19 protein-coding genes are annotated in these 25,240 nt (G+C 53.2%); 11 read left to right on the top strand and 8 right to left on the bottom strand.

All coding sequences use genetic code 11. The annotated features are described in order from the left end of the window. Positions 1-3: 3 nt before the first annotated feature. Positions 4-2,397, bottom strand: coding sequence for a maltodextrin phosphorylase (gene malP, locus I6L53_RS21105; protein ID WP_217124957.1), 2,394 nt, complete (start codon positions 2,395-2,397; stop codon positions 4-6). A gap of 598 nt (positions 2,398-2,995) precedes the next feature. On the opposite strand from malP, the gene malT reads away from it, so the two are divergent. Continuing rightward, a complete protein-coding gene (gene malT / locus I6L53_RS21110) occupies positions 2,996-5,701 on the top strand; it encodes an HTH-type transcriptional regulator MalT (protein WP_042322919.1) in 2,706 nt (901 codons plus the stop codon). A 27-nt stretch (positions 5,702-5,728) separates the two neighbouring features. On the opposite strand, the gene I6L53_RS21115 is transcribed toward malT, so the two are convergent. Next, positions 5,729-6,637, bottom strand: a complete 909-nt coding sequence (locus I6L53_RS21115; RefSeq protein ID WP_042322921.1) for a LysR family transcriptional regulator — start codon at positions 6,635-6,637, stop codon at positions 5,729-5,731. 468 nt (positions 6,638-7,105) lie between these two features. On the opposite strand from I6L53_RS21115, the gene I6L53_RS21120 reads away from it, so the two are divergent. The 6 genes from I6L53_RS21120 (at position 7,106) to I6L53_RS21145 (ending at position 12,613) form a co-directional block, all read left to right on the top strand. Then, positions 7,106-8,359, top strand: coding sequence for a CitMHS family transporter (locus tag I6L53_RS21120; RefSeq protein ID WP_232231099.1), 1,254 nt, complete (start codon positions 7,106-7,108; stop codon positions 8,357-8,359). A 33-nt stretch (positions 8,360-8,392) separates the two neighbouring features. Continuing rightward, complete coding sequence (locus I6L53_RS21125) at positions 8,393-9,733, top strand: acyclic terpene utilization AtuA family protein (protein WP_042322926.1); 1,341 nt, start codon at positions 8,393-8,395, stop codon at positions 9,731-9,733. After that, entirely contained in the window at positions 9,733-10,032 is a 300-nt protein-coding gene (locus I6L53_RS21130; RefSeq protein WP_042322928.1) for an AtuA-related protein, read from the top strand. The genes I6L53_RS21125 and I6L53_RS21130 overlap by 1 nt, the downstream gene beginning before the upstream one ends. A 90-nt stretch (positions 10,033-10,122) precedes the next feature. Further along, complete coding sequence (gene atoD / locus I6L53_RS21135) at positions 10,123-10,782, top strand: acetate CoA-transferase subunit alpha (RefSeq protein ID WP_042322931.1); 660 nt, start codon at positions 10,123-10,125, stop codon at positions 10,780-10,782. Continuing rightward, a complete protein-coding gene (locus I6L53_RS21140; RefSeq protein WP_042322933.1) occupies positions 10,779-11,438 on the top strand; it encodes a 3-oxoacid CoA-transferase subunit B in 660 nt (219 codons plus the stop codon). Before atoD ends, I6L53_RS21140 begins: the two co-directional genes overlap by 4 nt. Beyond that, positions 11,435-12,613: an acetyl-CoA C-acetyltransferase gene (locus I6L53_RS21145; RefSeq protein WP_042322934.1), complete on the top strand. Its 1,179-nt coding sequence runs from the start codon at positions 11,435-11,437 to the stop codon at positions 12,611-12,613. Before I6L53_RS21140 ends, I6L53_RS21145 begins: the two co-directional genes overlap by 4 nt. Before the next feature lie 52 nt (positions 12,614-12,665). On the opposite strand, the gene I6L53_RS21150 is transcribed toward I6L53_RS21145, so the two are convergent. From I6L53_RS21150 to glpE, 3 genes are read right to left on the bottom strand one after another with little or no spacing between them, the layout of a single operon-like run. Beyond that, the gene (locus I6L53_RS21150) at positions 12,666-13,424 is read right to left on the bottom strand and encodes a DeoR/GlpR family transcriptional regulator (RefSeq protein WP_042322936.1); all 759 of its coding nucleotides are present in this window, start codon (positions 13,422-13,424) and stop codon (positions 12,666-12,668) included. A 15-nt stretch (positions 13,425-13,439) separates the two neighbouring features. Further along, positions 13,440-14,270 (bottom strand): rhomboid family intramembrane serine protease GlpG, encoded by an 831-nt coding sequence (gene glpG, locus I6L53_RS21155; RefSeq protein WP_042322938.1) that lies wholly within the window; start codon positions 14,268-14,270, stop codon positions 13,440-13,442. A gap of 44 nt (positions 14,271-14,314) precedes the next feature. Beyond that, the gene (glpE, locus tag I6L53_RS21160) at positions 14,315-14,641 is read right to left on the bottom strand and encodes a thiosulfate sulfurtransferase GlpE (protein WP_042322940.1); all 327 of its coding nucleotides are present in this window, start codon (positions 14,639-14,641) and stop codon (positions 14,315-14,317) included. 197 nt (positions 14,642-14,838) lie between these two features. Here glpE and glpD point away from each other — a divergent pair, with 197 nt between their 5' ends. Continuing rightward, complete coding sequence (gene glpD, locus I6L53_RS21165; protein WP_042322942.1) at positions 14,839-16,347, top strand: glycerol-3-phosphate dehydrogenase; 1,509 nt, start codon at positions 14,839-14,841, stop codon at positions 16,345-16,347. A 47-nt stretch (positions 16,348-16,394) separates the two neighbouring features. Here the strand turns inward: glpD and I6L53_RS21170 are convergent, their stop codons facing one another. Beyond that, positions 16,395-17,504, bottom strand: a complete 1,110-nt coding sequence (locus I6L53_RS21170) for a glycerol dehydrogenase (RefSeq protein WP_042322943.1) — start codon at positions 17,502-17,504, stop codon at positions 16,395-16,397. 336 nt (positions 17,505-17,840) lie between these two features. Here I6L53_RS21170 and I6L53_RS21175 point away from each other — a divergent pair, with 336 nt between their 5' ends. From I6L53_RS21175 to I6L53_RS21185, 3 genes are read left to right on the top strand one after another with little or no spacing between them, the layout of a single operon-like run. After that, positions 17,841-19,172: an MFS transporter gene (locus I6L53_RS21175; protein ID WP_042322945.1), complete on the top strand. Its 1,332-nt coding sequence runs from the start codon at positions 17,841-17,843 to the stop codon at positions 19,170-19,172. Then, positions 19,169-20,884: a dihydroxy-acid dehydratase gene (gene ilvD, locus I6L53_RS21180; protein WP_042322947.1), complete on the top strand. Its 1,716-nt coding sequence runs from the start codon at positions 19,169-19,171 to the stop codon at positions 20,882-20,884. The genes I6L53_RS21175 and ilvD overlap by 4 nt, the downstream gene beginning before the upstream one ends. Before the next feature lie 53 nt (positions 20,885-20,937). Further along, a complete protein-coding gene (locus I6L53_RS21185; protein ID WP_042322958.1) occupies positions 20,938-21,843 on the top strand; it encodes a dihydrodipicolinate synthase family protein in 906 nt (301 codons plus the stop codon). A 54-nt stretch (positions 21,844-21,897) separates the two neighbouring features. Here the strand turns inward: I6L53_RS21185 and I6L53_RS21190 are convergent, their stop codons facing one another. Next, positions 21,898-22,653, bottom strand: coding sequence for an IclR family transcriptional regulator (locus I6L53_RS21190; RefSeq protein WP_042322948.1), 756 nt, complete (start codon positions 22,651-22,653; stop codon positions 21,898-21,900). Between the two features lie 128 nt (positions 22,654-22,781). Continuing rightward, positions 22,782-25,229, bottom strand: a complete 2,448-nt coding sequence (glgP, locus tag I6L53_RS21195; RefSeq protein WP_094464718.1) for a glycogen phosphorylase — start codon at positions 25,227-25,229, stop codon at positions 22,782-22,784. Positions 25,230-25,240 lie beyond the last annotated feature (11 nt).

The following is a 25,240-nucleotide window of genomic DNA, read 5'->3' on the forward strand; positions in this document are numbered from 1 at the left end:
TCCTTAGCGTTTCGCCTGCCAGATTCGGGTCTGATAATCGCGAATGGAGCGATCCGAGCTGAACATACCGCAGCGTGCGGAGTTCAGGATCGCCGCACGCGTCCAGGCCTCCTGGTCACGATACAACACATCCACCTGTTTCTGCGCCTCAACATAGGCCGCAAAGTCCGCCATGACCAGATACGGATCGCCACCCTGTTTGCCCAGACTGTGCAGCATCTGGTCAAAGGCGTGCTTATCACCGCCGCTGAACTTCCCGCTTTCCAGTTCTTTCAGCACGGCATCGAGCACTTTATCCTTCTTGCGCCATTTCAGCGGATCGTAGCCTTTAGCTTTCAGCGCCTTCGCCTCTTCCACGGTATGACCAAAGATAAAGATATTCTCGTCACCCACTTTCTCGGCGATTTCCACGTTCGCGCCGTCCAGCGTACCGACCGTCAGCGCGCCGTTGAGCGCCAGCTTCATATTGCCAGTACCGGAAGCCTCTTTCCCTGCGGTGGAGATCTGCTCGGAGATATCCGCCGCCGGAATCAGCATTTCTGCCGCTGACACACAGTAATCCGGCAGGAATACCACTTTCAGTTTATCGCCGACTTTCGGGTCGTTGTTGATGGTTTCCGCCACCTTGTTAATGGCAAAAATGATGTTTTTCGCCAGGTAATAACCCGGTGCCGCCTTCGCGCCAAACAGGAATACGCGCGGCACGCGGTCTGCCTGCGGGTTCTCACGAATCTCTTTATACAGCGCAAGGATATGCAGCAGGTTCAGGTGCTGACGCTTGTACTCGTGCAGGCGTTTAATTTGAATGTCGAAAATCGCCTGCGGATTGATCTCAACCCCCGTGCGGGCCTTCACAAACGCAGCCAGACGCACCTTATTCGCCTGCTTGATATCACGCCAGGTCTTGCGGAATTTAGCATCGTCGGCGTACTTCTCAAGGTTGATCAATTGGTCGAGATCGTTCGCCCACTCTTTCTTCAGCGTTTTATCAAACAATGCGGCCAGTGCCGGGTTGCACTGCTTGATCCAGCGACGCGGCGTGATGCCGTTGGTCACGTTATGGAATTTGTTCGGCCACAGCTGGTGATATTCCGGGAACAGATCTTTCACCACCAGATCGGAGTGCAGCGCCGCAACGCCATTGACCGCAAAGCCGCTGACTACGCACATGTTCGCCATGCGCACCTGTTTGTCGTGGACCACTGCCAGCTTCGCCCAAACCTGTTTGTCGCCGGGCCAGGTTTTATCGACCTGTTTCTTAAAGCGATCGTTAATCTCTTTGATGATCTGCATGTGACGCGGTAGCAGCGCTTTCACCAGCTTCTCATCCCAGCACTCCAGCGCTTCTGGCATCAGGGTATGGTTGGTATAGGCGAAGGTTTTGCTGGTGATTGCCCAGGCGTCGTCCCAGTTCATCTGGTGTTCGTCAAGCAGCACACGCAGCAGTTCCGGAATCGCAATCGTCGGGTGGGTATCGTTCAGTTGAATGACTTCGTAATCCGCCAGTTCATGCAGTTTGCGACCCGCCAGATGATGGCGACGCAGAATATCGGCTACCGAACAGGCGCACTGGAAGTATTGCTGCATCAGACGCAGCTTCTTACCTGCGGTGTGATTGTCGTTCGGATAAAGCACTTTGGTCAGTTTATCGGCGTCGATCCCCTGCTGTTCAGCGCGCAGAAAATCGCCGTCGTTAAATTTGGTCAGGTTAAACGGATGCGCATGAGTGGCCTGCCACAGGCGCAGCGGTTGCGCCACGCCGTTACGGTAACCCAGCACCGGCAGATCCCACGCCTGCCCGGTAATCACAAAACCGGGTTCCCAATGACCCTCTTTTGTCACCTTGCCGCCAATACCGACCTGCACATCAAGCTGCTCGTTATGACGGAACCACGGATAGCTGCCGCGATGCCAGTCATCCGGCGCTTCCATTTGCTGACCATCGGCAAACGACTGACGGAACAGACCATACTGGTAGTTCAGACCATAACCGGTGGCAGATTGACCCACGGTCGCCATCGAATCCAGGAAGCAGGCAGCAAGACGACCTAATCCCCCGTTGCCTAACGCCGGGTCGATCTCCTCTTCCAGCAGATCGGTCAGGTTGACGTCATGCGTTTTTAGCGCGTCGCTCACCGCCTGATACCAGCCCAGGTTAAGCAGGTTATTCCCCGTCAGACGACCAATCAGGAACTCCATTGAGATGTAGTTCACATGGCGCTGGTTTTTCGCCGGTTTCGCCACAGGTTGTGCACTGAGGAGTTCCGCCAGCGCGCCGCTGACGGCGTGCCACCATTGACGGGACGTCATCTCGTGAGCTGACAGTAAACCGAAATGCTGCCACTGACGCGTCAGGGCAGCCTGAAATTGCTCTTGATTGAAGGTAGGCTGTGACATAGGAATTCCGGGTCCTTTGGTAAAAAAACAACGTTATCGCTAGTTTGCCAGGCTCAATGTTGACCTTCCTCATCCCACTCTGGATTAGGCGGGGAGGAGTAGTGGGGATGAGCGAAAAAGTGTGATCGCCGCCACTTAAAGGTAGCGTACTGAATGAGGATAGGTGACAAATTCGCCGCACTGAAGACAAGGTTAGCACCCGGTGATTGCAAATTTCAGAAAGCACTCGTCAGGTATATGTTAATGGAGAAATAGTTTCTAACCTGAAATATCAAAAGGCTGTTGGAATAATCGTACTGATATTAAATTCTCGTCACGTTATAGAGCCCCTTTCGCTAATAAAAGCAAAGACCATAGGGATAAAATGATCCTATTTCACCCCGTAGAATCTCCCCTCCAACCCAGACGGTTTGCGCCTTGCACGCGATTGAAAGCGGTTTCTGTCATTGTTATAAAGATTTGTGACAGAGTGCAAATTCAGAAACACAAAAAGACCTCTTAACTTGCATTAAGGTGCTTTCTGGCCGACCTTATATCTATTAATTACGAAGCGCAAAAAAAATCGCAGTCCCCCATTTTCCACAGTGAAGTGCTAACTATGTTGATTCCGTCTAAACTCAGTCGTCCGGTTCGACTCGACCATACGGTGGTTCGTGAGCGCCTGTTGGCTAAACTTTCCGGCGCGAACAATTTCAGGCTGGCCCTGATCACAAGTCCAGCAGGTTATGGGAAGACCACGCTCATTTCGCAATGGGCCGCCGGGAAAAGTGAGCTCGGTTGGTACTCGCTGGATGAGGGAGACAACCAGCAAGAGCGTTTTGCCAGCTATCTGATTGCCGCGGTACAGCAGGCCACCAACGGCCATTGCACCACCAGCGAAGTGATGGTGCAAAAACGTCAGTATGTCAGTCTGACCTCGCTTTTCGCACAGCTCTTTATTGAACTGGCGGAGTGGCATCGCCCGCTGTATCTGGTCATCGATGATTACCATCTGATCACGAATCCTGTGATTCATGAATCCATGCGCTTCTTCCTGCGTCATCAGCCTGAAAATCTTACGCTGGTGGTGCTGTCGCGTAACTTACCGCAGTTGGGAATTGCCAACCTGCGCGTGCGCGATCAGCTTCTGGAGATAGGCAGCCAGCAGTTGGCCTTTAATCATCAGGAAGCAAAACAGTTTTTTGACCGTCGCTTGTCCTCCCCAATCGAAGCCGCCGAAAGCAGCCGGATGTGTGACGATGTGGCGGGCTGGGCAACCGCATTACAGCTCATCGCCCTCTCCGCACGGCAGAACAACCACTCTGCGCACCAGTCGGCACGTCGTCTGGCAGGCATTAACGCCAGCCATCTCTCGGATTATCTGGTGGATGAAGTGCTGGACAGCGTTGATGTCAGCACCCGTCTCTTCCTGTTGAAAAGCGCGGTGTTACGTTCAATGAACGACGCGCTGATCGTTCGTGTGACCGGTGAAGAGAACGGTCAGATGCGGCTGGAAGAGATCGAGCGTCAGGGACTTTTCCTGCAACGGATGGATGACACCGGCGAATGGTTCAGCTACCACCCGCTGTTTGGCAGTTTCCTGCGTCAGCGCTGCCAGTGGGAACTGGCAACAGAGTTACCCGATATCCATCGCGCCGCCGCTGAGAGTTGGATGGCGCAGGGTTTCCCCAGTGAGGCCATCCACCACGCGCTGGCGGCAGGCGATGCACATATGCTGCGCGATATCTTGCTTAACCATGCCTGGGGATTGTTCAACCACAGCGAACTGGCGCTGCTGGAAGAGTCGTTAAGAGCGCTACCGTGGGAAAGCCTGCTGGAGAATCCGCGTCTGGTATTGCTACAGGCCTGGCTGATGCAGAGCCAGCACCGCTATAGCGAAGTGAACACCCTGCTGGCCCGTGCTGAACAAGAGATTCAGGGCGTAATGGACAGCACGCTGCACGCCGAGTTTAACGCGCTCCGCGCGCAGGTGGCGATCAACGACGGTAATCCCGATGAGGCTGAACATCTGGCAAAACAGGCGCTGGATGAGTTGCCCATCGCCTTGTACTACAGCCGTATTGTTGCGACCTCGGTACACGGTGAAGTGCTGCACTGTAAGGGCGACCTCTCTCGCTCTTTGACGTTAATGCAGCAGACCGAACAGATGGCGCGTCATCATGATGTCTGGCACTACGCACTCTGGAGCCTGATCCAGCAGAGTGAAATTCTCTTTGCCCAGGGATTCTTGCAGGCCGCCTGGGAAACCCAGGAGAAAGCGTTCCAGTTGATTAAAGATCAGCATCTGGAGCAGTTGCCCATGCACGAGTTCCTGGTGCGCATTCGTGCCCAACTGCTATGGGCGTGGGCGCGACTGGACGAAGCCGAAGCCTCCGCGCGCAGCGGCATCGAAGTGCTCTCCGCCTTTCAGCCGCAGCAGCAACTACAGTGCCTGGCGCTGCTGGTTCAGTGTTCGCTGGCCCGTGGCGATCTGGACAATGCCCGCAGCCATCTTAACCGTCTGGAGAATCTGCTTGGCAACGGTCACTACCACAGTGACTGGATCTCAAACGCTGATAAGGTTCGGGTGATCTACTGGCAAATGACCGGCGATAAAAAGTCGGCCGCCAACTGGCTGCGCCAGACGCCGAAACCAGAGTTCGCCAACAACCACTTCCTGCAAGGCCAGTGGCGCAATATCGCCAGAGCGCAAATTCTGCTGGGCGAATTTGAACCCGCAGAGATCGTACTGGAAGAGCTGAATGAAAACGCGCGCAGCCTTCGCCTGATGAGCGATCTGAACCGTAACCTGCTGCTGCTTAACCAGTTGTACTGGCAGGCCGGACGCAAAAATGACGCTCAACGCGTGCTGCTTGATGCCCTGCAATTAGCCAATCGTACCGGATTCATCAGCCATTTTGTGATTGAAGGCGAATCAATGGCGCAACAGTTACGCCAGCTGATTCAACTGAATACACTACCGGAACTGGATCAGCACCGCGCGCAGCGCATTCTGCGTGAAATCAACCAGCATCACCGCCACAAGTACGCCCACTTTGACGAAGGCTTTGTTGAGCGCCTGCTGAACCATCCGGAAGTACCGGAACTGATCCGCACCAGTCCGCTGACGCAGCGTGAATGGCAGGTGCTGGGGCTGATTTATTCTGGCTACAGCAACGAGCAGATCGCTGGCGAACTGGCGGTAGCAGCGACGACGATCAAAACGCATATCCGTAATCTGTATCAGAAACTGGGCGTAGCGCACCGTCAGGATGCGGTACAACACGCGCAGCGACTGCTGAAAATGATGGGTTATGGGGTGTAGCGCCACCGGGTTTTACTGGGGCTAACATCACATATGTTCTGACGCGAACTGATGCGCCTGGCAGGTAATGAACTCCGCAAACGCCGTGACGCCAGGTGCAGGATGCCGTCCCTTCGGGGTCACCAGGTAGATTGCCCGTTCCAGCGCCAGATCTTCAAACGGCAAAATCACGATATCTTTATGGTTGAACTGGAACAGGGTCAATCCGGTCGTAATACTGATCCCGTAATTGGCAGCAATCAGGCCCATCATCGTAGTGAGCTGTCGTACTTCCAGTTGATAATCAAAACTCATGGCCAGATTTTCACAGAGCTTATCGGTGTACTGCCGAATGCTGGTCCCAACGCTGAAAGCAATAAAGGGATAATCGCAGACCTGACTGAGTGATACCGAAGATTGTTTCGCCAGAGGATGTTCGCGATGGCAGAGCAGATAAAATTTATCCGAAAACAATAGCGTCGAATCGAACGTGGTCAGCGAGGGTTGTCCGGCGGTTAACGCCATGTCCGCCTGACCATCCAGCAACGCCTTCAGACAGCGATCCCACTGGGTGTCGATCAATTTCACATTACTTTGTGGCACCTTCTTACTGTATTTCACCAGGATTTCAGGTAGCCACTCCACCGCCAGCGAAGGCAACACCGCGAGGGTGATATTGTTGCTGTTTCCTGCCACCCGGTCTTTGATTTCACCCACGGCATCGTCGTGGCTCTGAACAATATTGCGCGCCAGATCGAGAAAATGAATGCCATCCGCATTCAACAACACTCGCCGCGTATCTCTGTCGAATAGCCGGTAGCCAATTTCCTCTTCCAGTGATGCAATCAAGGTACTAAACGCGGGCTGAGAAAGGTTAAACCGCCGGGCGGCCTGAGTAAAACTATCAGCCTCACTTAATATTAAAAATGCCCTGAGTTGCTTAATCGAAAGATTCATTTCACACTCCTGCCATCGGAATCATTAATTATTTTATCGGTTTTTAAAATGAATAAAAGGCGGTTAATTTCTTTTTATGACTCACCCCACATTAACCACATTTTAATTTCGATGAGTGAGTTCATCCCCACTAAAGGCGTTTAAGCATAACAAACCCAACAGCCTAAATAACCCCCTGTTTATAAGGTATATTTTATACCCAAACAAAATTGCTATAACGTTATTTTTATTTCAAATAATAGCATTAAGCTTTGCGTCAAATGACTCCATCGGATTTACAAATTAGTACCACCTTGCACACTGTGATAAAAATTAATGCACTGATAAAACATATAATCCTCTGCACATAGTTAACATTGTATTTACTTTCATACATTCCGACGCAGATAAATTTATAAAAATATTAAGGAGAAACACATGCTGGCGCTAATAGGTGTGCTTACTATAGCCACCTTATTATTTTTTATCATGTCTAAAAGGATGTCACCTCTGGTTGCCCTGATCGTCATTCCGGTAATTGGCGCACTGGCTGCAGGCTGCGGAACGGATACGGCAAAATATGTGGTCGAAGGCATCACAAAACTGGCCCCGATGGCGGCGATGTTTGTCTTTGCGATCGCATTTTTTGGCGTCGTGACGGATGCCGGGATGTTTGACCCTATCGTGCGCGGCATTTTGCGCTTTGTAGGGACCAACCCGGTTAAAATCATCATCGGAACGGGTCTTCTGGCGCTTATCGCCCACCTTGACGGCAATGGCGCAGTAACGTTTTTAATTACGGTCCCCACCATGCTGCCGCTGTTCAACCGCCTCGGCATGGACAAACGGATCCTGCTTGGTATTGTTGCGCTCAGCGCCGGGGTCAACTTTTTACCCTGGACCGGCCCGATGATTCGCGCCTCTGCCGCGTTAAACGTCACCACCCATGATCTCTTCATCCCGCTAATTCCGGCGCAGCTCGCAGGCCTGACCTTTATGGTCCTGATGGGCTGGTACTGGGGAAAACGTGAAGAAAAGCGCCTTGGCGCAGCTCACTTTGCCGCTGCCGCAGGCGATTTCTCGCATCATAAGGAACTGACCGAGCAGGAAAAAGTCCTGCGTCGTCCGCACCTTTTCTGGGTCAACATCGCGCTGGTCATTGCCGTGATCGGCACGATGGTCTTCACCCGAATCTCCCCCACCGTCGCCTTCATGATCGCCCTGACGCTGGCGCTGATGATCAACTACCCGAATGTTGAAATGCAGAAAGAACGGATCAACGCCCACGCAAAAGCCGCGCTGATGATGGCCAGTATCCTGTTCGCGGCGGGGGCTTTTACCGGGATCATGGGCGGCGCAGGCATGCTCAAAGCCATGTCTCACGCGGCGGTAGAGTTTATGCCTGCGGCACTGGCGTCCCATATTCCGTTCATCGTCGGTCTAATCTCGATGCCGCTGTCGCTGATTTTCGATCCCGACTCTTACTACTTCGGCATTATGCCTGTCGTCGCACATACCGTGGACATCATGGGTATCCCCGCCATTCAGGTCGCTCAGGCATCGGTGCTGGGTCAGATGACCACCGGCTTCCCGGTCAGCCCGCTGACCCCCGCGACCTTCCTGTTGGTCAGTCTTGCCGGTGTCGACCTCGCGGATCACCAAAAATTCTCTATCCCGGTCCTGTGGGCAGCCAGCGTCATTATGACCTTTGCCGCCGCCCTCACCGGCGTCTTCCCGATTTGACAGCACATTTTTGTGACGAATAAAGGAAATAAAATGAAAACAATTCGAATTGGTTCCGGAGCAGGCTACGCAGGCGATCGCATTGAACCTGCGGTTGAACTAGCCGAAAAAGGGGAACTGGATTATCTGGTGTTTGAATGTCTGGCAGAACGCACCATCGCCATTGGACAAAAACAGAAGCAACAGGATCCGAACAAAGGCTATAACGAACTGCTCGAAGTGCGGATGCGTGCGGTGTTACCGACCTGTCACGCTAAAAGCGTACGGATCATCTCTAACATGGGTTCCGCCAACCCGGTCGCCGCCGGAAAAGCGGTACTAAAGATTGCCCAGGAACTGGGTCTGCACGGCCTTAAAGTCGCGGTGGTCACTGGCGATGAGGTGTTGTCACTCATTCAGTCTATGGACCTGACGCTGGATGAAGCCGGCGTCCCCGTCTCTCGCTTTGAAAAAACCTTACTTTCCGCAAACGCGTATTTAGGTGCGGCGGGGCTACTGGAAGCGCTTGATTCCGATGCGGATGTGGTGATTGCCGGACGCGTCGCGGATCCTTCTCTTTTCCTTGCCCCGATGATGCATGAGTTCAACTGGGCCGCTGATGACTGGCAGCATCTGGGCATGGGGACCTGTATCGGTCATCTTCTGGAATGCGCCGGACAAATTACCGGCGGATATTATGCCGATCCGGGGGTGAAGGATGTCCCTAATCTGGCACATCTCGGTTTTCCGCTGGCTGAAGTCAGTGAAGATGGCAACGCCACCATTACCAAAGTGGCCGGTTCCGGCGGACGGGTCACCGAAGACACCTGCAAAGAGCAACTGCTGTACGAAATACACCGACCGGATCGTTATCTCACCCCTGACGTGGTCGCTGACTTTAGCCATGTGCGTTTCAGCCAGTGTGGTCCGGATGCCGTGCGGGTTACTGGTGCGACGGGTGCGCCGCGAACCGAAACGCTGAAGGTTTCCGTCGGTTATCAGGATGGCTTTATCGGAGAAGGTGAGATTTCTTACGCCGGTCCGGGCGCGGCAAATCGCGGCCGTCTCGCACTCGACATCGTGCGTGAGCGTTTCGCCATTTGTCATGTTAACGCAGAAGAAACACGTTATGACCTCATTGGCGTCAATGCGCTGCATGGTGAAACGCGCGGTCAGTACAGCGATCCCTATGAAGTGCGCGCCCGCGTTGCTGCTCGCTGCGCCACCCGCGCGCAGGCGGTTACCGTCGGTAATGAAGTGGAAACGCTCTATACCAATGGTCCTGCGGGCGGCGGCGGCGTCATGAAATCGGTAAAAGAAATCCTGGCCATGGATTCCACGCTTATTCCGCGTCAATGCGTTCAACACCACGTTACCGTCCTGGAGAATAAATAATGAAATTACGTGAAATTGCTCATTCCCGTACCGGAGATAAAGGAAATATTTCCAATATTTCATTAATTGCCTGGCACCCGGAAGATTATGCCATGCTGGCAGAACAGGTCACCGCCGAAAAAGTCAAAGCCTGGTTTGGCGATATTGTACAGGGCGAAGTGATTCGTTATGAATTACCGGAACTCGGCGCGCTGAATTTCGTGATGCATAAAGCGCTGGGAGGTGGCGTCACTCGCTCACTGGCGCTGGATATGCACGGCAAAGGACTGAGTTCCGCGTTGCTGGATATGCCCATTTAATTTATTTCGGACACGAACATCCTCAATCTTCGGTGGGGTTTTATTACCCCGCCAGGGGCCCCCTGTTCTCAAAACGGCAAGTACACCATTATGCAAAACAAAAGAATAACGGCGGATAAATTCCGCGAATTATTACATGACGGCATGAGCATTATGTTTGGCGGCTTCATGGGCGTCGGGACGCCGGAATATCTGGTGGCAGAAATTATGCGCTCCGGTGTAAAAGCGTTAACCCTCATCGGTAATGACACCGCTTTTGTCGATAAAGGTATTGGCCCTCTGATTTCTAACGGCCAGGTCAAAAAAGTGATCGCCTCACATATTGGCACCAACCCGGAAACCGGTAAGAAAATGATTTCCGGTGAACTTGATGTTCAGTTAGTACCGCAAGGGACGCTCGCCGAACAGATCCGCGCAGGCGGCGCCGGACTGGGGGGATTCCTCACACAAACCGGGCTGGGCACGGTAGTGGAAGAAAATAAACAAACGCTGCTGGTCAATGGTGAGAAATGGCTGCTGGAGCAACCTCTGCGCGCCGATCTCGCCATTCTTCTCGCCAGCGATGCCGATGAGGCTGGCAATCTCACCTATGACCTCACCGCCCGCAACTTCAATCCGGTGATGGCCCTGGCCGCCGATGTGGTCGTAGCCGAAACCCGCAACATCGGTGTGTTGGGAAGTATTTCTCCTGTGCACGTCATCACCCCCGGTGCGCTGGTGGATCATCTGTTCATGGAGGCCCACGGATGAACGCAAAAGAACGTATTGCCCGCCGCGTGGCGCAAGAGTTACATGACGGCGACGTCGTTAATCTGGGCATTGGCCTGCCGACGCAGGTCGCGAACTACCTGGCCGAGGATATTCAGGTTACGTTGCAATCAGAAAATGGTTTTCTTGGCCTCGGCCCTCTGGATGAGGTGAATGCCTGTCTCGTCAATGCAGGCGGTCAGCCCTGCGGCATGATCCCCGGCGCGGCCATGTTCGACAGTTGCTTCTCTTTCGCCCTTATTCGCGGGGGACATGTGGATGTCTGTGTGCTCGGCGGTTTGCAGGTCGATGAGCACGGAAATCTCGCCAACTGGATGGTGCCCGGAAAAATGGTGCCAGGTATGGGTGGAGCGATGGACCTCGTCGCAGGGGCAAAGAAAGTCATTATTGCGATGGAGCACTGCGCTAAAAATGGCGAGCCGAAGCTGCTGCACCGCTGCAGTTACCCCTTAACGGCGGTTGGCAAAGTCAGCAAAGTCATCACCGAACTCGCCGTATTCAGCTTTGTGAACGGCGAAATGATCCTCGACGAAATCAGCGACACCATCACGCTTGATGAACTTCGTGAACGCACGGAAGCACATTTCCGTCCTTGTGCACACCTGAAAATACGACAACCTGCGGAGACACTGGCATGAGCGACTCCATTGTCATTGTGAGTGCGAAACGCACCCCTATCGGTAAATTTGCCGGCAGCCTGGAAGGCATCCCGGCGGTGATGCTGGGCGCGACCAGCGTGCGGGCGAATCTGCTGGACCTTCCGTCAGATATCAAGATTGACGAGGTGATCCTCGGCAACGTGTTACAGGCCGGATTAGGGCAAAACCCAGCCCACCAGGTGACGCATCATGCGGGCTTAGCGGAGAGCGTTCCGTCATTCACGGTAAATAAAGTCTGCGGCTCCGGCCTGAAAACCATCGTGCTGGGCGCACAGTCCATTTTGAGTGGTGATAATCAGACCTGTATTGTCGGCGGGATGGAAAACATGAGCGCCGCCCCCTACCTGATGGCCCACGCGCGCCAGGGGTATCGTATGGGCAACGGTGAACTGACGGATGTGATGATCCACGACGGGCTCTGGTGCGCCTTCAATGATTACCACATGGGGATCACGGCAGAAAACATTGCCAAACGCTATCACTTAAGCCGCGAGGAGCAGGACCGGGTCGCGCTGGCATCGCAGCAAAAAGCGATAACCGCGATCAACGCCGGCTATTTCAGGCAGGAAATCGTACCGGTAACCGTGAAGCGTAAAAAAGAGGTATGTCTGTTTGATACCGATGAGTTTCCACGCCCGGAAACCGATGCCGGTTCGCTGGCGAAACTACGTCCGGCCTTTCAAAGCACAGGAACAGTCACCGCGGGCAATGCCTCCGGCATCAATGACGCGGCGGCGACGCTGGTCCTGATGTCCGAACGCGCTGCGCGTGCGCGTGGGATTACACCGTTAGCGCGCCTGAAGAGTTGGGCTTCGGCCGGGGTTGACGCCAGTATGATGGGACTCGGCCCAATACCGGCGACAAAACGGGCGCTGGAAAAAGCCAAAATGACGGTTAGCGATCTGGATTTAATCGAAGCCAACGAAGCCTTTGCCGCGCAGTATCTGGCAGTTGCCCGCGAACTCGAATTCCCTGAAGAGAAAGTGAACGTCAACGGCGGCGCGATCGCGCTGGGACATCCTATTGGCGCAAGCGGCGCACGAATTCTGGTGACGCTGGTTCACGCGTTGCAGCAGCGCAATAAATCCACCGGGCTGGCAACGCTGTGCATCGGAGGGGGTCAGGGGATCGCCGTGATTGTTGAGCGTCTGTAAGCACGCCGTCTGCACGTCCCCGGTACGCCGGGGACGGTCTCACCCAGCCCGTTTAGCACAGTTCCAGTTGAATATGGTTCTCGGTAATCACCTGAAGCACGCCCGCCGGCGGCAGAATGTCGGTATACACTGCATCCACCAGGTTGATGCTGCCCATGTTCACCATCGCATTGCGGCCAAACTTCGAATGATCCACCACCAACATAACGTGGCGCGAATTCTCGATAATCGCACGCTTGGTGCGCACCTCATGATAGTCGAACTCCAGCAGCGAGCCGTCGCTGTCGATGCCGCTTATCCCCAGAATGCCGAAATCCAGGCGGAACTGGGATATAAAGTCGAGCGTCGCTTCGCCAATAATGCCGCCGTCACGACTGCGAAGTTCGCCGCCCGCAAGAATAATGCGAAAATCCTCTTTTACCATCAGCGTGTTCGCGACGTTGAGGTTATTGGTCACAATACGCAAATTGCTGTGATTGAGCAGCGCGTGTGCCACGGCCTCTGGCGTGGTCCCGATATCAATAAACAGCGTTGAACCATTGGGGATCTGCGTGGCGACTTTACGCGCAATGCGCTCTTTTTCCGCCGTCTGCGTGGCTTTACGATCGTGCCACGGCGTGTTGACTGAACTGGACGGCAGCGCCGCCCCGCCGTGATGGCGCAAAATCATGTTTTGATCGGCCAGGTCATTGAGATCCCGACGAATGGTTTGCGGGCTGACAGAGAAATGCTCCACCAACTCTTCCGTACTGACGTATCCCTGTTTTTTTACCAGTTCAATGATTGCATCGTGTCGTTGTGTTTGTTTCATTGTTATTCCCTGGAACTATGTTCGTTTTCGCGCATTTAACGTATCCGCGAACGCCATTGCCAACCCAACTGCCAGCCCGGCGATATGTGCGCCATTGGCCATCGACATCCCAAACAAATCAAACCATCCGGCGACGATCCAAATCAACGCAAAAATAATCAACCCGCGCTGTAGGTAGATCCCGCTTTGCGGGTCGCGTTCGCCACGCAACCAGACGTAACCCATCAGCGCGTAGACGACACCGGAAAGCCCGCCGAACCACGGGCCGCTAAACTTGTGCTGCACATATCCACTCAGCAGAGCGCTGATGACCGTAATCACAATCAGTTTGCCGCTGCCTAAACGTTTTTCAACCGCGCCGCCAAGATACCACCACCACAGCAGGTTGAAGAGAATGTGCATCAGTGAAAAGTGCATGAAGGCGTGAGTAAAGTAGCGCCAGACATCAAACTGTAATGACGGGTCGAACGGCCAGGCCAGCCACATCATCACGGTTTGATCGCCAACGATATTCATGACGATAAACACCAGAATGCAGGCCGCCATAATCAGCCAGGTGACCGGGCCAGCCCGCTCACGCAGAGTGGCCAAAAACGGGAAGCGGCGGTATTGAAGCCCACTGCCGGTATGACCTGACTGCCAACTGGCGGCAAGATAACGCGGATCGCCGGGATTCTCCAGAAAACGCGCCAGCTCCACCTGCACGCGTTCGGCCTGCGTTTCATCCGCCAGCCAGACATCGCTTTGGTGATGTTGTTGAATGGTCAGGATAACGCCCTGCGTCGCCATGTAATCAACAAAGGCCTGCGCCACGCGGGGGTTAGCAAAAGAGGTAATCATCAACATTGTTGCTGTCGCTTAATCCTTACAAAAGAGGACAGTATAAAGGCTTACGAGCCGTATGCCACCTCTGCAGGGAAATGACGGTGCCAGGCATCAAATCCGCCGTCTACGCTGTAGACCGCGTCATAGCCCTGCTGGAGTAAATATTGCGCCGCACCTTTGCTGCTATTGCCGTGGTAGCACATGACCATGACCACCGTATCGAAATCATGATCGCGCATAAACGAGCCCAGCGTGTCGTTCGTCAGGTGAAATGCCTGGGGAGTATGGCCCATCGCGTAACTTTGCGGATCGCGGATATCTACCAGTACCGCCGCGCCCTGATGCAGTTTCTGGTGCGCTTCTTCAACATTAATACATTCAAAATGTTCCATACTTTCTCTTCTTTATCGTGCAGGTGATGCGTTTTCGGCATGTTACTCCCTAGTTTACGTCTCTACGGGAGTGAAACGCCATAATGTTATATGTATCACTGTAAATTGTTTATTCGATGTTACCAACGGCGCGTTTTTTTGCTATTATGCTCGATAACGAACATTTATGAGCCATAACGAAAGTGCACGAGGGCAGCATGGAAACCAAAGATCTGATTGTGATAGGAGGAGGCATCAACGGTGCCGGTATCGCGGCAGATGCCGCTGGACGCGGTTTATCCGTGCTGATGCTGGAAGCGCAGGATCTTGCGTGCGCGACCTCCTCTGCCAGTTCTAAACTCATTCACGGTGGCCTGCGCTACCTGGAACATTACGAATTTCGGCTGGTGAGCGAAGCGCTGGCTGAGCGCGAGGTGCTGCTGAAAATGGCGCCGCACATTGCCTTCCCGATGCGGTTCCGTCTACCGCATCGTCCGCACCTGCGTCCGGCATGGATGATTCGCATTGGTCTGTTTATGTACGATCATCTGGGCAAACGCACCAGCTTGCCGGGTTCTGTCGGTTTGCGTTTTGGCGCAGAATCCGTACTGAAGCCAGAAATCGTGCGCGGTTTCGAATATTCTGACTGCTGGGTAGACGATGCGCGTCTGGTACTGGCCAATGCCCAGATGGTGGTGCGTAAAGGTGGGGAAGTGTTAACCCGCACTCGTGCAACTTCTGCGCGTCGCGAAAACGGTCTGTGGGTCGTCGAAGCCGAAGATATCGATACCGGTAAGAAATTCACCTGGCAGGCACGGGGCCTGGTCAATGCCACCGGTCCGTGGGTGAAAGAGTTTTTCGACGAAGGCATGCATCTGCCTTCACCGTACGGTATTCGCCTGATCAAAGGCAGCCACATTGTGGTGCCGCGCGTCCACACCCAGAAACAGGCTTATATCCTGCAAAACGAAGATAAGCGCATTGTGTTTGTCATTCCGTGGATGGATGAATTCTCGATCATCGGCACCACCGACGTCGAGTACAAAGGCAATCCGAAAGCGGTAAAAATCGACGAAAGCGAAATCAATTACCTGCTGAAAGTGTACAACGCGCACTTTAAGAAACAGCTCGGCCGCGATGATATCGTCTGGACCTATTCCGGCGTGCGTCCGCTGTGCGACGACGAGTCGGATTCGCCGCAGGCCATCACCCGTGACTACACGCTGGATATTCACGATGAAGATGGCAAAGCACCGCTACTTTCTGTCTTCGGCGGGAAGCTGACCACCTACCGTAAGCTCGCTGAGCATGCGATGGAGAAGCTGTCGTCATATTATCAGGGCATTGGCCCGGCATGGACCAAAGACTGTGTACTGCCAGGCGGTGAAATCGGTGGCGATCGCGAAGACTACGCAGCAAAACTGCGCCGTCGTTATCCGTTCCTGACGGAGTCGCTGGCGCGCCACTACTCGCGTACTTACGGCAGCAACACGGAGTGGATTGTCGGTGAAGCGGCGACGATCGCTGACCTGGGCGAAGACTTCGGCCATGAATTCTACGAAGCGGAGCTGAAATATCTGGTAGACCACGAGTGGGTTCGCCGCGCGGACGATGCGCTGTGGCGTCGTACGAAAGAAGGCATGTGGCTCAACGCGGAACAGCAGTCCCGCATGACCCAGTGGCTGGCGGAGTACATTGAGAAACATCAGCTTTCACTGGCGTCTTAAATGACATTACGCCCGATAGAAACACGCTACCGGGCGTTTTATTATTCTCAGAGTGATTTCATTTTCCGCTTCCGCGCCTGACCAAGTGCATCTGCAGTTCGTAAGGCAGCAAGTACCGCTTCGGGCGTAATTTCGCAGGGTTCATTGTGCATCGTTTCCCCCACCTGACAGGCTGCCTGCGCGACGGCCAGTAGCTCTTTATCGCTGACGTCAGCCAGACCAATATCTGCCAGCGTTACCGGCAGCCCCACGTCCTCACAGAACTGATAGACCTCTTCGATAAGCTCAGGAGCTCTGTCGGTTAACACCAGCATTGCCAGCGTACCAAAGGCCACTTTTTCACCGTGCCAGTACGGATGTGTTGCGGGGAGTACGGTTAAACCATTATGAATAGCATGCGCTGCCGCCAGTCCTCCACTTTCAAAACCGAGCCCGGATAACAGCGTATTGGCTTCAATCACATGTTCCAGCGCTGGCGTAACCTGGTGCTGCTCACAGGCCAGCTTTGCCAACCGACCGTAGCGAATCAACGTGTTGTAACAGAAACGGGCCAGCTCAAAAGCCGTCATAGGGCCTGGACGGGATGTCATATTCCCGGCCCCTTTTATCCGACAATCCTCGGCTTCAAACCAGGTCGCCAACGCATCCCCCATTCCGGAGATTAAGAAACGTACCGGCGCTGCGGCAATAATGGCGCTGTCCACCAACACCAATGTGGGATTACGGGGGATCATCAGATAGCGTTTGAATTGGCCCTCCTGTGTATAGATGACGACTAATGAGCTGCAGGGGGCATCCGTTGAGGCAAGCGTGGGAACGACGGCAATAGGAAGTCGCAAACTTGCCCCTGTCGCTTTGGCGGTATCTAATGTTTTTCCACCGCCCATACCCACAATAACATCCGCCCCGACTTGCTGCGCACGTGCAGAAATTCTGGCGATCTCCTCATCGCTGCATTCGCTATTGAAAACCTCAATTTCAAAATCAACCACGCCGTGAAGTGCCGACGCGAGCGTATCCTGATATCTCTCATACACCACAGGGTCTTGTAAAATAAGCGCTTTATGCCCTAAAGATGCAAGCTCCTGAGGCAGGTGCGTTGTCAATGCGCCCTTTCCCTGCACATAGCGAGACGGAAATATTGCCGTTGTGACCATTCAAATTCTCCTTTCCATTAAAGTTCAATATACAGAACACATATTCTTTATATGGAATTTATTGCAAGTTCGCCGACGCACACAACCCACAAATCAGGAGAAAGCTTCATCCTGTGAAGAGTGACACAGTTTTGATCCTTTACCGGAAAACTGGCCTGCTTTTAGCAAGGGAACGCTTTTCTGTGGGTTTTGCAGCAGGATATGAAGCAAATCACAAAACATAACCTTGCTGACAATATGGAATTGACGCTCAAAATTTATCCCCTCATAGTATTCATATACAGAACAATAGTTCTATATACAGAACAAATACCTCTACTATTAAGGGATGCGCTAATGAGCATTGAACTCGATAAACCGACAACGCGAGGACGCTGGCTGCATATCATTCCAGCCACCATCCTCGTTTATATCGTGGCTTACATGGACAGGACGAACATCGCGATTGGAATTGCGGGAGGAATGGAAGAAGACCTGGGGATGACCGCCTCGTTTGCCGGTCTGGTCGCCGGCATTTTCTTTATTGGTTATATCTTTTTGCAAATTCCTGGCGGTCAAATCGCGGAACGATTAAGCGCCAAGAAATTAATCGCCTGGACCATCGTCGCATGGGGTGGCTTCGCGCTGCTGACCGGCTTCGTCCAGACCCCTACCCAGTTGCTGATTATCCGTTTTATCCTTGGCGTCGCTGAGGGTGCGGTCTACCCCGCCATCCTGGCGTTGATTGGTCACTGGTTCCCCAATGAAGAACGTGCAAGGGCGATTGCCTATTTCCAGATGAACCTTGCCGTGGCCTCGATCATCACCGGGCCGCTTTCCGGTTGGCTGATCGAAACCTATGGCTGGCGAGAAATGTTCATCATCGAGGGGTTACTTTCACTCGGCCTGCTGTTCGTCTGGCTACCTTTGGTCTCTGATCATCCTCACCAGGCCAAATGGCTGGATCCTAAAGAGCGCGCCTGGATCGAACAGAAATTGCAGGCCGATCGCGCGCTGACGATCGGAGGCGAGACAAGCAGCATCCGCAATGTCCTGAGCAGCATTAACTTATGGAAGCTGATCGGTATCTATTTCTTCGTGCAGGTCGGTTTCTACGGCTTCGCCCTCTGGATGCCAAACCTGATTAAACACCTGACCGGCAGCGGAATGACTATCGTCGGCTTGCTGACGGCGGCACCGTACATTTTGTGCATCGTCGGTCAGTACTATATTGCCAAATGGTGCGACAAAACCATGAATCGCCGCCTCTACACGGCAATTCCATTGCTGGGTTTTGCCGCCTGCCTCGCGCTCTCCCTGCTGTTGAAAGATAACGTCTGGCTGGCGTACGGCATGATGGTCATCTGCGGCTTCTTCCTGCAGGCCTATGCGGGACCGTTCTGGACATTACCGCCATTGCTCTTCGCTCCCAACGTGCTGGGCGGCGTACGCGGCACTATCAACGCATTAGGCAACATCGGCGGCTTTATTGGCCCTTATCTGGTGGGCTTGTTAACCGTTACGTTCTCACAAACAGCGGGGATGACCGTGCTGGTGGCCGCACTGCTCATCGCCGTTGCGCTGCTGTTCAGCTTACCGTCGGTTACCGCCCGTCCTGCAGGCAGTAGCACCCCTCATCATGCATCGGCGCCTGAGACGTCGCTCAAACAAGAAGGAATCGCCAAATGAGTCAGAAATGCCAACACGCCCGTGACCTGTGGTCACAACTGGACGCCCTGCGTCTGGGGATGAATTACACCAAAGAAGATGTCAATAAGCTGCAGGTTCTGGTGGATGACTGCTATGGCGAAAGTCATCCCGGTAGTTTTCATCTTAATCATCTGGGCGATGAAGCCGTCCTGGGCATTCACGAAAGCGGCGGTCGTGCCGTTCGTCATCATGTGACCGATATTTGCGATGGCTGGGGTCAGGGCCATGACGGGATGAACTATATCTTAGCCTCCCGCGAGGCTATTGCGAACATGGTCGAAATCCATGCTTCTGTCGTACCTTATGATGCCGGCATCTTGATCTCGAGTTGTGATAAATCGATCCCGGCGCATTTGATCGCTGCTGCGCGCCTGAATCTACCGATGCTGCATATTCCCGGTGGCTCAATGCGTCCGGCGCCGAATATGAGTACTTCGGATCTCGGGGGGATTACCGCCAAACTCAAGAAAGGCGAGATAGGCATTCAGCAGGTGGAGGCCATGCAGCAGTGTGGTTGCCCAACGGCAGGCGCTTGCCAGTTTATGGGTACCGCCAGCACGATGCAGTGCATGTCTGAAGCGCTGGGACTTGCCTTGCCGGGAAGTGCATTACTCCCCTCCACGCTGGCGGAAATTCGTCGCATTGCGCGAAGCGCCGGTCATCAGGCGTTATACCTGGCGGAGAAAAATATCACGACGCATAAGATCCTCACTCCTGCCGCCTTTGAAAACGCCATTAAGGTCCATGCCGCCATTGGCGGCAGTACCAACGCCATGATCCATCTCCCGGCAATCGCCCATGAACTGGGTTGGGAACTGAAACCTGAACTGTTTGACCAGATAAACAATGAGATCCCTTACCTCACCAATATTCAACCCAGCGGCCAGTACGTTACAGAAATGATGTGGTTCGCGGGCGGTGTGCCAATGGTGCAATGGTATCTTCGCGACTATCTGGATCTGGATGTCCTGACGGTGACAGGCCGGACGCTGGGTGAAAACCTGGAGATGCTCCATCAGTCCGGTTTCTTTACCCGCAACCACGGTTATCTGAGTAATTATCGGGTCAGCCCGGAAGAGGTGATTCGTAAGCCGGAAAACGCGACCAAGAAAGGGTCGATTGCCGTGCTAAAAGGCAATATCGCGCCAGAAGGCGCGGTTATCAAATACGCCGCCTGCGCACCAGATATGCATCACCATATCGGCCCTGCGCGCGTCTTCAATTCGGAAGAGGATGCCCAACAAGCCATTATTCATAACCACATCGAACCGGGTGATGTCATTTTTATCCGTTATGAAGGAGCGAAAGGGTCGGGAGCACCGGAAATGCTCATGACCACAGACGCGATTGTTTACGACAAACGTCTTGATGGCAAAGTCGCCCTGATTACCGATGGTCGTTTCTCCGGCGCGACCAGCGGTCCTTGCGTCGGCCATGTATCTCCGGAAGCGGCCGATGGCGGTCCCATTGCACTTGTCGAAGACGGCGACCTTATCGAAATGGACGTCAAAGGCCGCAAGCTCAACATTGTTGGTATTCACGGGGAGCATAAAACGGAAGAAGAAATACAGCGCTGTCTTGAACGTCGTCGGACAAACTGGACGAAACCGGATTATTCAAACCGACGCGGTGTCTTTAAGCAATTTACGACCAATGCAACCTCATTAATGGCGGGAGCCTGGATTAAATAACGTCCCTGGTGGGCGGCATGACTGTCAGCCCACCTGCTTTTAAGGATAAACTCATTATGCAAACAGAAAAATTCCACGGTGTCTTTCCGCCAGTTCCCACCATTGTTAATGCGCAGGGAGAGTTAGATAAAAAAGGGATGGCGACCTTACTCGACCATCTTATTGCGAACCAGGTGAACGGCGTATTATTGCTCGGCAGCGGCGGTGAGTTCTGCCACATGACAAAAGAGCAGCGTCTGGAAGCCGCCGAGTTCTGTGTTCAACATATCAATCATCGGATTCCTGTGCTGTTAGGGATTAGCAGTACCTGCACGCAAGACGTCATTCACTACGGTCTGCATGCCGATCGTCTGGAAGTGGATGCCGTCCTGGTCCTCAATCCTTATTACGCCAGGCTGACCGATGATTATATTTATCATCATTTCAAAACCGTCGCAGAAAGCATCAAAACGCCGGTTATTCTTTATAACTTCCCTGCGCTCACCGGCCAGGATCTCAGTATTGATTTAATTACCCGACTGGCACATGACATTCCCAATATCATTGGCATAAAAGATACGGTGGATAACATTAGTCATATTCGCGAAATCATCAATACCGTACGACCGGTTCGCCCTGACTTTGTTATTTTCTCTGGTTACGATGAATATATGATGGACACGTTGATCATGGGGGGAAATGGCGGGATCCCTGCAACGGCTAATTTTGCTCCGCAGTTAACCTGTGGAATTTATCGCGCCTGGTGCGAAAAAGAGTATGAGACTCTGTTTCGCCTACAACGCAGACTCTCCGCGCTATCGACCATTTACAGCCTCGATACCCCTTTCTTCGGGATTATCAAAAAAGCCATCCAGCTCAGCGGCATTGATATCCCGGTAGAGGTCATGCCTCCGGTACAACCGGCAAATGAAGCACATATCGCCAGCCTGAAAAAGGTTTTACAGCGCGCCGGATTATAACGCTCATCAGCGGGCTTAACGCCCGCCTTTTCTTTCCCTGTCCCGGCGAAAAAACTAGCGCAACATTGACGACAGGCGACGACTGGCATCCATCATCTGTGTGGCAAGCGCTTCTCGTTTATCATCCGGGATCTGGAACGCGACGCCCGACACGCTCAATGCGGCTACCACCTTCCCTTCGGCATTAAATACGGGCACGGCGATGCAACGTACGCCCAAAGAATCTTCTTCGTTATCATAGCCCCAGCCACGCTGACGGATCCCGGCTAATTCCTGCTTCAGGATATTCACATCGGTAATCGTCGTTTCAGTATAACGGGTCAGCACCTGATCGGGCGGCAGCAGCTCATCCAGGTCTTCCGAATTAAGCCAGGCAATCAGCACTTTCCCCAGGCCCGAACTATGCAGCGAAAGGCGCTTACCTTCCCAACTGCGTATCACAATCGCTTGTGGGCTTTCGAGCTTGAGAAGATAAATGGGGGAATCGCCTTCAAGCACGCCAAGATGACAGGTTAACCCTGTCGCATCACGAATTTCTTCCAGTACCGGCAACGCTATTTTTTTAATATCGTACTGTTCAGCGGCTTTATTCCCTAATTCGTAGAGACGTAACCCCAGGTAATATTTGTCTTTTTCCTGACGCAATAAGCCATGCGCAACCATCCCCGTCAGTAAAGAGGAGGTACTACTTTTTGCGATCCCAGAATTCTGATGGATCTGCGTGAATGTCGCGCCATCGCATTCCATCAGATAAGCGAAAACGCGCATAATTTTGTCGAGGGCGGGAATCGATGTTGTGATTTTTTTCATAAGTTTATCAATTAATTATAATTAATTCCTCGGACACTATACACCAGCAGACGGTTATTATTCCATATCCATGCGCAATCACCGCGCACAAAAAAGGAGCCCGTAGGCTCCTTTTTTAACCTGACAACTTACAACCGCACCGGATCAATATGCCAGATGTGGTCAGCATACTCCTTGATGGTCCTGTCAGAGGAAAAATAACCCATGTTGGCGATATTGAGCATCGCTTTGGCGGTCCACTCTTCCGGACGACCATACAGCTCATCCACCTTGTCCTGACAATCAACATAACTGCGATAGTCCGCCAGCACCTGATAGTGGTCGCCAAAGTTGATCAGTGAATCCACCAAATCACGATAGCGCCCTGGCTCTTCCGGGCTGAACATGCCGCTGCCGATTTGCGTCAACACCTGATGCAGTTCCTCATCTTTATCGTAATATTCACGCGGTTTATAGCCCTGCCTGCGCAGTTCTTCGACTTCTTCCGCCGTGTTACCAAAGATAAAGATGTTCTCTTCGCCAACGTGTTCCAGCATCTCCACGTTCGCACCGTCCAACGTACCGATAGTCAATGCGCCGTTCAGTGCAAACTTCATGTTGCTGGTTCCGGAAGCTTCTGTCCCCGCCAGCGAAATCTGCTCGGAAAGATCTGCCGCCGGAATGATCAACTGCGCCAGGCTCACGCTGTAGTTGGGGATAAACACGATCTTCAGCTTATCGCCAATCTGTGGATCGTTATTGATGACCTTCGCTACGTCATTAATCAGGTGAATAATATGCTTCGCCATGTAATAGGCCGACGCGGCCTTACCGGCAAAAATATTCACCCGTGGTACCCACTGCGCATCAGGATTGGCCTTGATGCGGTTATAGCGCGTAATAACGTGTAGCACATTCATTAACTGACGCTTGTACTCATGAATGCGCTTGATCTGGACATCAAACAGCGATTTCGGATTCACCACCACGTTGAGTTGCTGTGCAATATAGTTTGCCAGCCGCTTTTTGTTTTCCAGCTTCGCCTGACGTACCGCATGATTGACCAGCGGGAAATCGCAATGCTGTTCGAGTTCATGCAGTTGGCTCAGATCGGTACGCCAGGTACGGCCAATATTCTCGTCCAGCACCCCGGAAAGCGACGGGTTCGCCAGCGCCAGCCAACGGCGCGGCGTCACACCATTCGTCACGTTGCAGAAACGGGTCGGGAAGATGGTCGCAAAATCCGCGAACAACGACTGAACCATCAGGTTTGAGTGCAGTTCAGAAACACCATTCACCTTATGACTCACCACGACCGCCAGCCACGCCATACGCACGCGACGACCATTAGACTCGTCAATGATCGACGCGCGTCCCAGCAGACCAGTATCGTTCGGATACTGCTCCTGCAACGTTTTCAGGAAGTAGTCGTTAATTTCAAAGATGATCTGCAGGTGGCGCGGCAGGATTTTACCCAGCATATCTACAGGCCAGGTTTCCAGCGCTTCGCTCATCAGCGTGTGGTTGGTGTAGGAGAAGACCTGACAGCACACTTCAAACGCATCGTCCCAGGTGAACTGATGCTCATCGATCAGCAGTCGCATCAGTTCCGGGATCGACAGCACCGGGTGCGTGTCATTCAGGTGAATGGCAATCTTATCTGCAAGATTGTCGTAGGTTTTGTGCAACTGATAATGACGACTCAGGATATCCTGCACCGTGGAGGAGACCAGGAAATACTCCTGACGTAGACGCAGCTCGCGCCCGGAGTAGGTGGAGTCATCTGGATACAGAACACGTGACACGTTCTCAGAGTGGTTTTTATCTTCTACTGCGGCGAAGTAATCCCCCTGGTTGAATTTACCGAGGTTGATTTCGCTACTGGCCTGCGCATTCCACAGACGTAACGTGTTGGTGGCGTCAGTATCATAACCGGGGATAATCTGATCGTACGCGACCGCGAGGATCTCTTCGGTTTCAAGCCAGCGCGTTTTCTTGCCTTCCTGCTGAATACGCCCGCCAAAGCGGACTTTATACCGCGTGTTATGGCGTTTAAATTCCCACGGGTTGCCGTATTCCAGCCAGTAATCGGGAGACTCTTTCTGTCGCCCATCGACAATGTTCTGCTTGAACATCCCGTAGTCATAGCGGATGCCGTAGCCGCGCCCCGGCAACCCTAAGGTTGCCAGTGAATCCAGGAAGCAGGCTGCCAGTCGCCCGAGGCCACCGTTACCGAGTCCCGGGTCATTTTCTTCGTCGATGAGCTCTTCAAGATCTAACCCCATCGCTTCCAGCGCGCCCTGAACATCGTCATAAATTCCCAGTGATAACAGCGCATTGGAAAGGGTACGTCCAATCAGGAACTCCATCGACAGGTAATAAACCTGACGCGTTTCCTGTGACAGTTGGGCTCGGTTAGAACGCAGCCAGCGCTCCACAAGACGATCGCGCACCGCAAACAGCGTCGCGTTCAGCCATTCATGCTTATTGGCAATAACCGGGTCTTTACCAATCGTGAACATCAGCTTGTAAGCAATAGAGTGCTTAAGCGCTTCTACGCTCAGAGTCGGCGATGCATAGGTAAATGGAGCATTCATAATGATGATTC

Source organism: Citrobacter farmeri (genome assembly GCF_019048065.1).
Lineage (GTDB): Bacteria > Pseudomonadota > Gammaproteobacteria > Enterobacterales > Enterobacteriaceae > Citrobacter_A > Citrobacter_A farmeri.

Bases quoted from the DNA above. Each gene is read 5' to 3' on its own strand.
- malP (WP_217124957.1), bottom strand. From the start codon at position 2,397: ATGTCACAGCCTACCTTCAATCAAGAGCAATTTCAGGCTGCCCTGACG.
- malT (WP_042322919.1), top strand. From the start codon at position 2,996: ATGTTGATTCCGTCTAAACTCAGTCGTCCGGTTCGACTCGACCATACG.
- I6L53_RS21115 (WP_042322921.1), bottom strand. From the start codon at position 6,637: ATGAATCTTTCGATTAAGCAACTCAGGGCATTTTTAATATTAAGTGAG.
- I6L53_RS21120 (WP_232231099.1), top strand. From the start codon at position 7,106: ATGTCTAAAAGGATGTCACCTCTGGTTGCCCTGATCGTCATTCCGGTA.
- I6L53_RS21125 (WP_042322926.1), top strand. From the start codon at position 8,393: ATGAAAACAATTCGAATTGGTTCCGGAGCAGGCTACGCAGGCGATCGC.
- I6L53_RS21130 (WP_042322928.1), top strand. From the start codon at position 9,733: ATGAAATTACGTGAAATTGCTCATTCCCGTACCGGAGATAAAGGAAAT.
- atoD (WP_042322931.1), top strand. From the start codon at position 10,123: ATGCAAAACAAAAGAATAACGGCGGATAAATTCCGCGAATTATTACAT.
- I6L53_RS21140 (WP_042322933.1), top strand. From the start codon at position 10,779: ATGAACGCAAAAGAACGTATTGCCCGCCGCGTGGCGCAAGAGTTACAT.
- I6L53_RS21145 (WP_042322934.1), top strand. From the start codon at position 11,435: ATGAGCGACTCCATTGTCATTGTGAGTGCGAAACGCACCCCTATCGGT.
- I6L53_RS21150 (WP_042322936.1), bottom strand. From the start codon at position 13,424: ATGAAACAAACACAACGACACGATGCAATCATTGAACTGGTAAAAAAA.
- glpG (WP_042322938.1), bottom strand. From the start codon at position 14,270: ATGTTGATGATTACCTCTTTTGCTAACCCCCGCGTGGCGCAGGCCTTT.
- glpE (WP_042322940.1), bottom strand. From the start codon at position 14,641: ATGGAACATTTTGAATGTATTAATGTTGAAGAAGCGCACCAGAAACTG.
- glpD (WP_042322942.1), top strand. From the start codon at position 14,839: ATGGAAACCAAAGATCTGATTGTGATAGGAGGAGGCATCAACGGTGCC.
- I6L53_RS21170 (WP_042322943.1), bottom strand. From the start codon at position 17,504: ATGGTCACAACGGCAATATTTCCGTCTCGCTATGTGCAGGGAAAGGGC.
- I6L53_RS21175 (WP_042322945.1), top strand. From the start codon at position 17,841: ATGAGCATTGAACTCGATAAACCGACAACGCGAGGACGCTGGCTGCAT.
- ilvD (WP_042322947.1), top strand. From the start codon at position 19,169: ATGAGTCAGAAATGCCAACACGCCCGTGACCTGTGGTCACAACTGGAC.
- I6L53_RS21190 (WP_042322948.1), bottom strand. From the start codon at position 22,653: ATGAAAAAAATCACAACATCGATTCCCGCCCTCGACAAAATTATGCGC.
- glgP (WP_094464718.1), bottom strand. From the start codon at position 25,229: ATGAATGCTCCATTTACCTATGCATCGCCGACTCTGAGCGTAGAAGCG.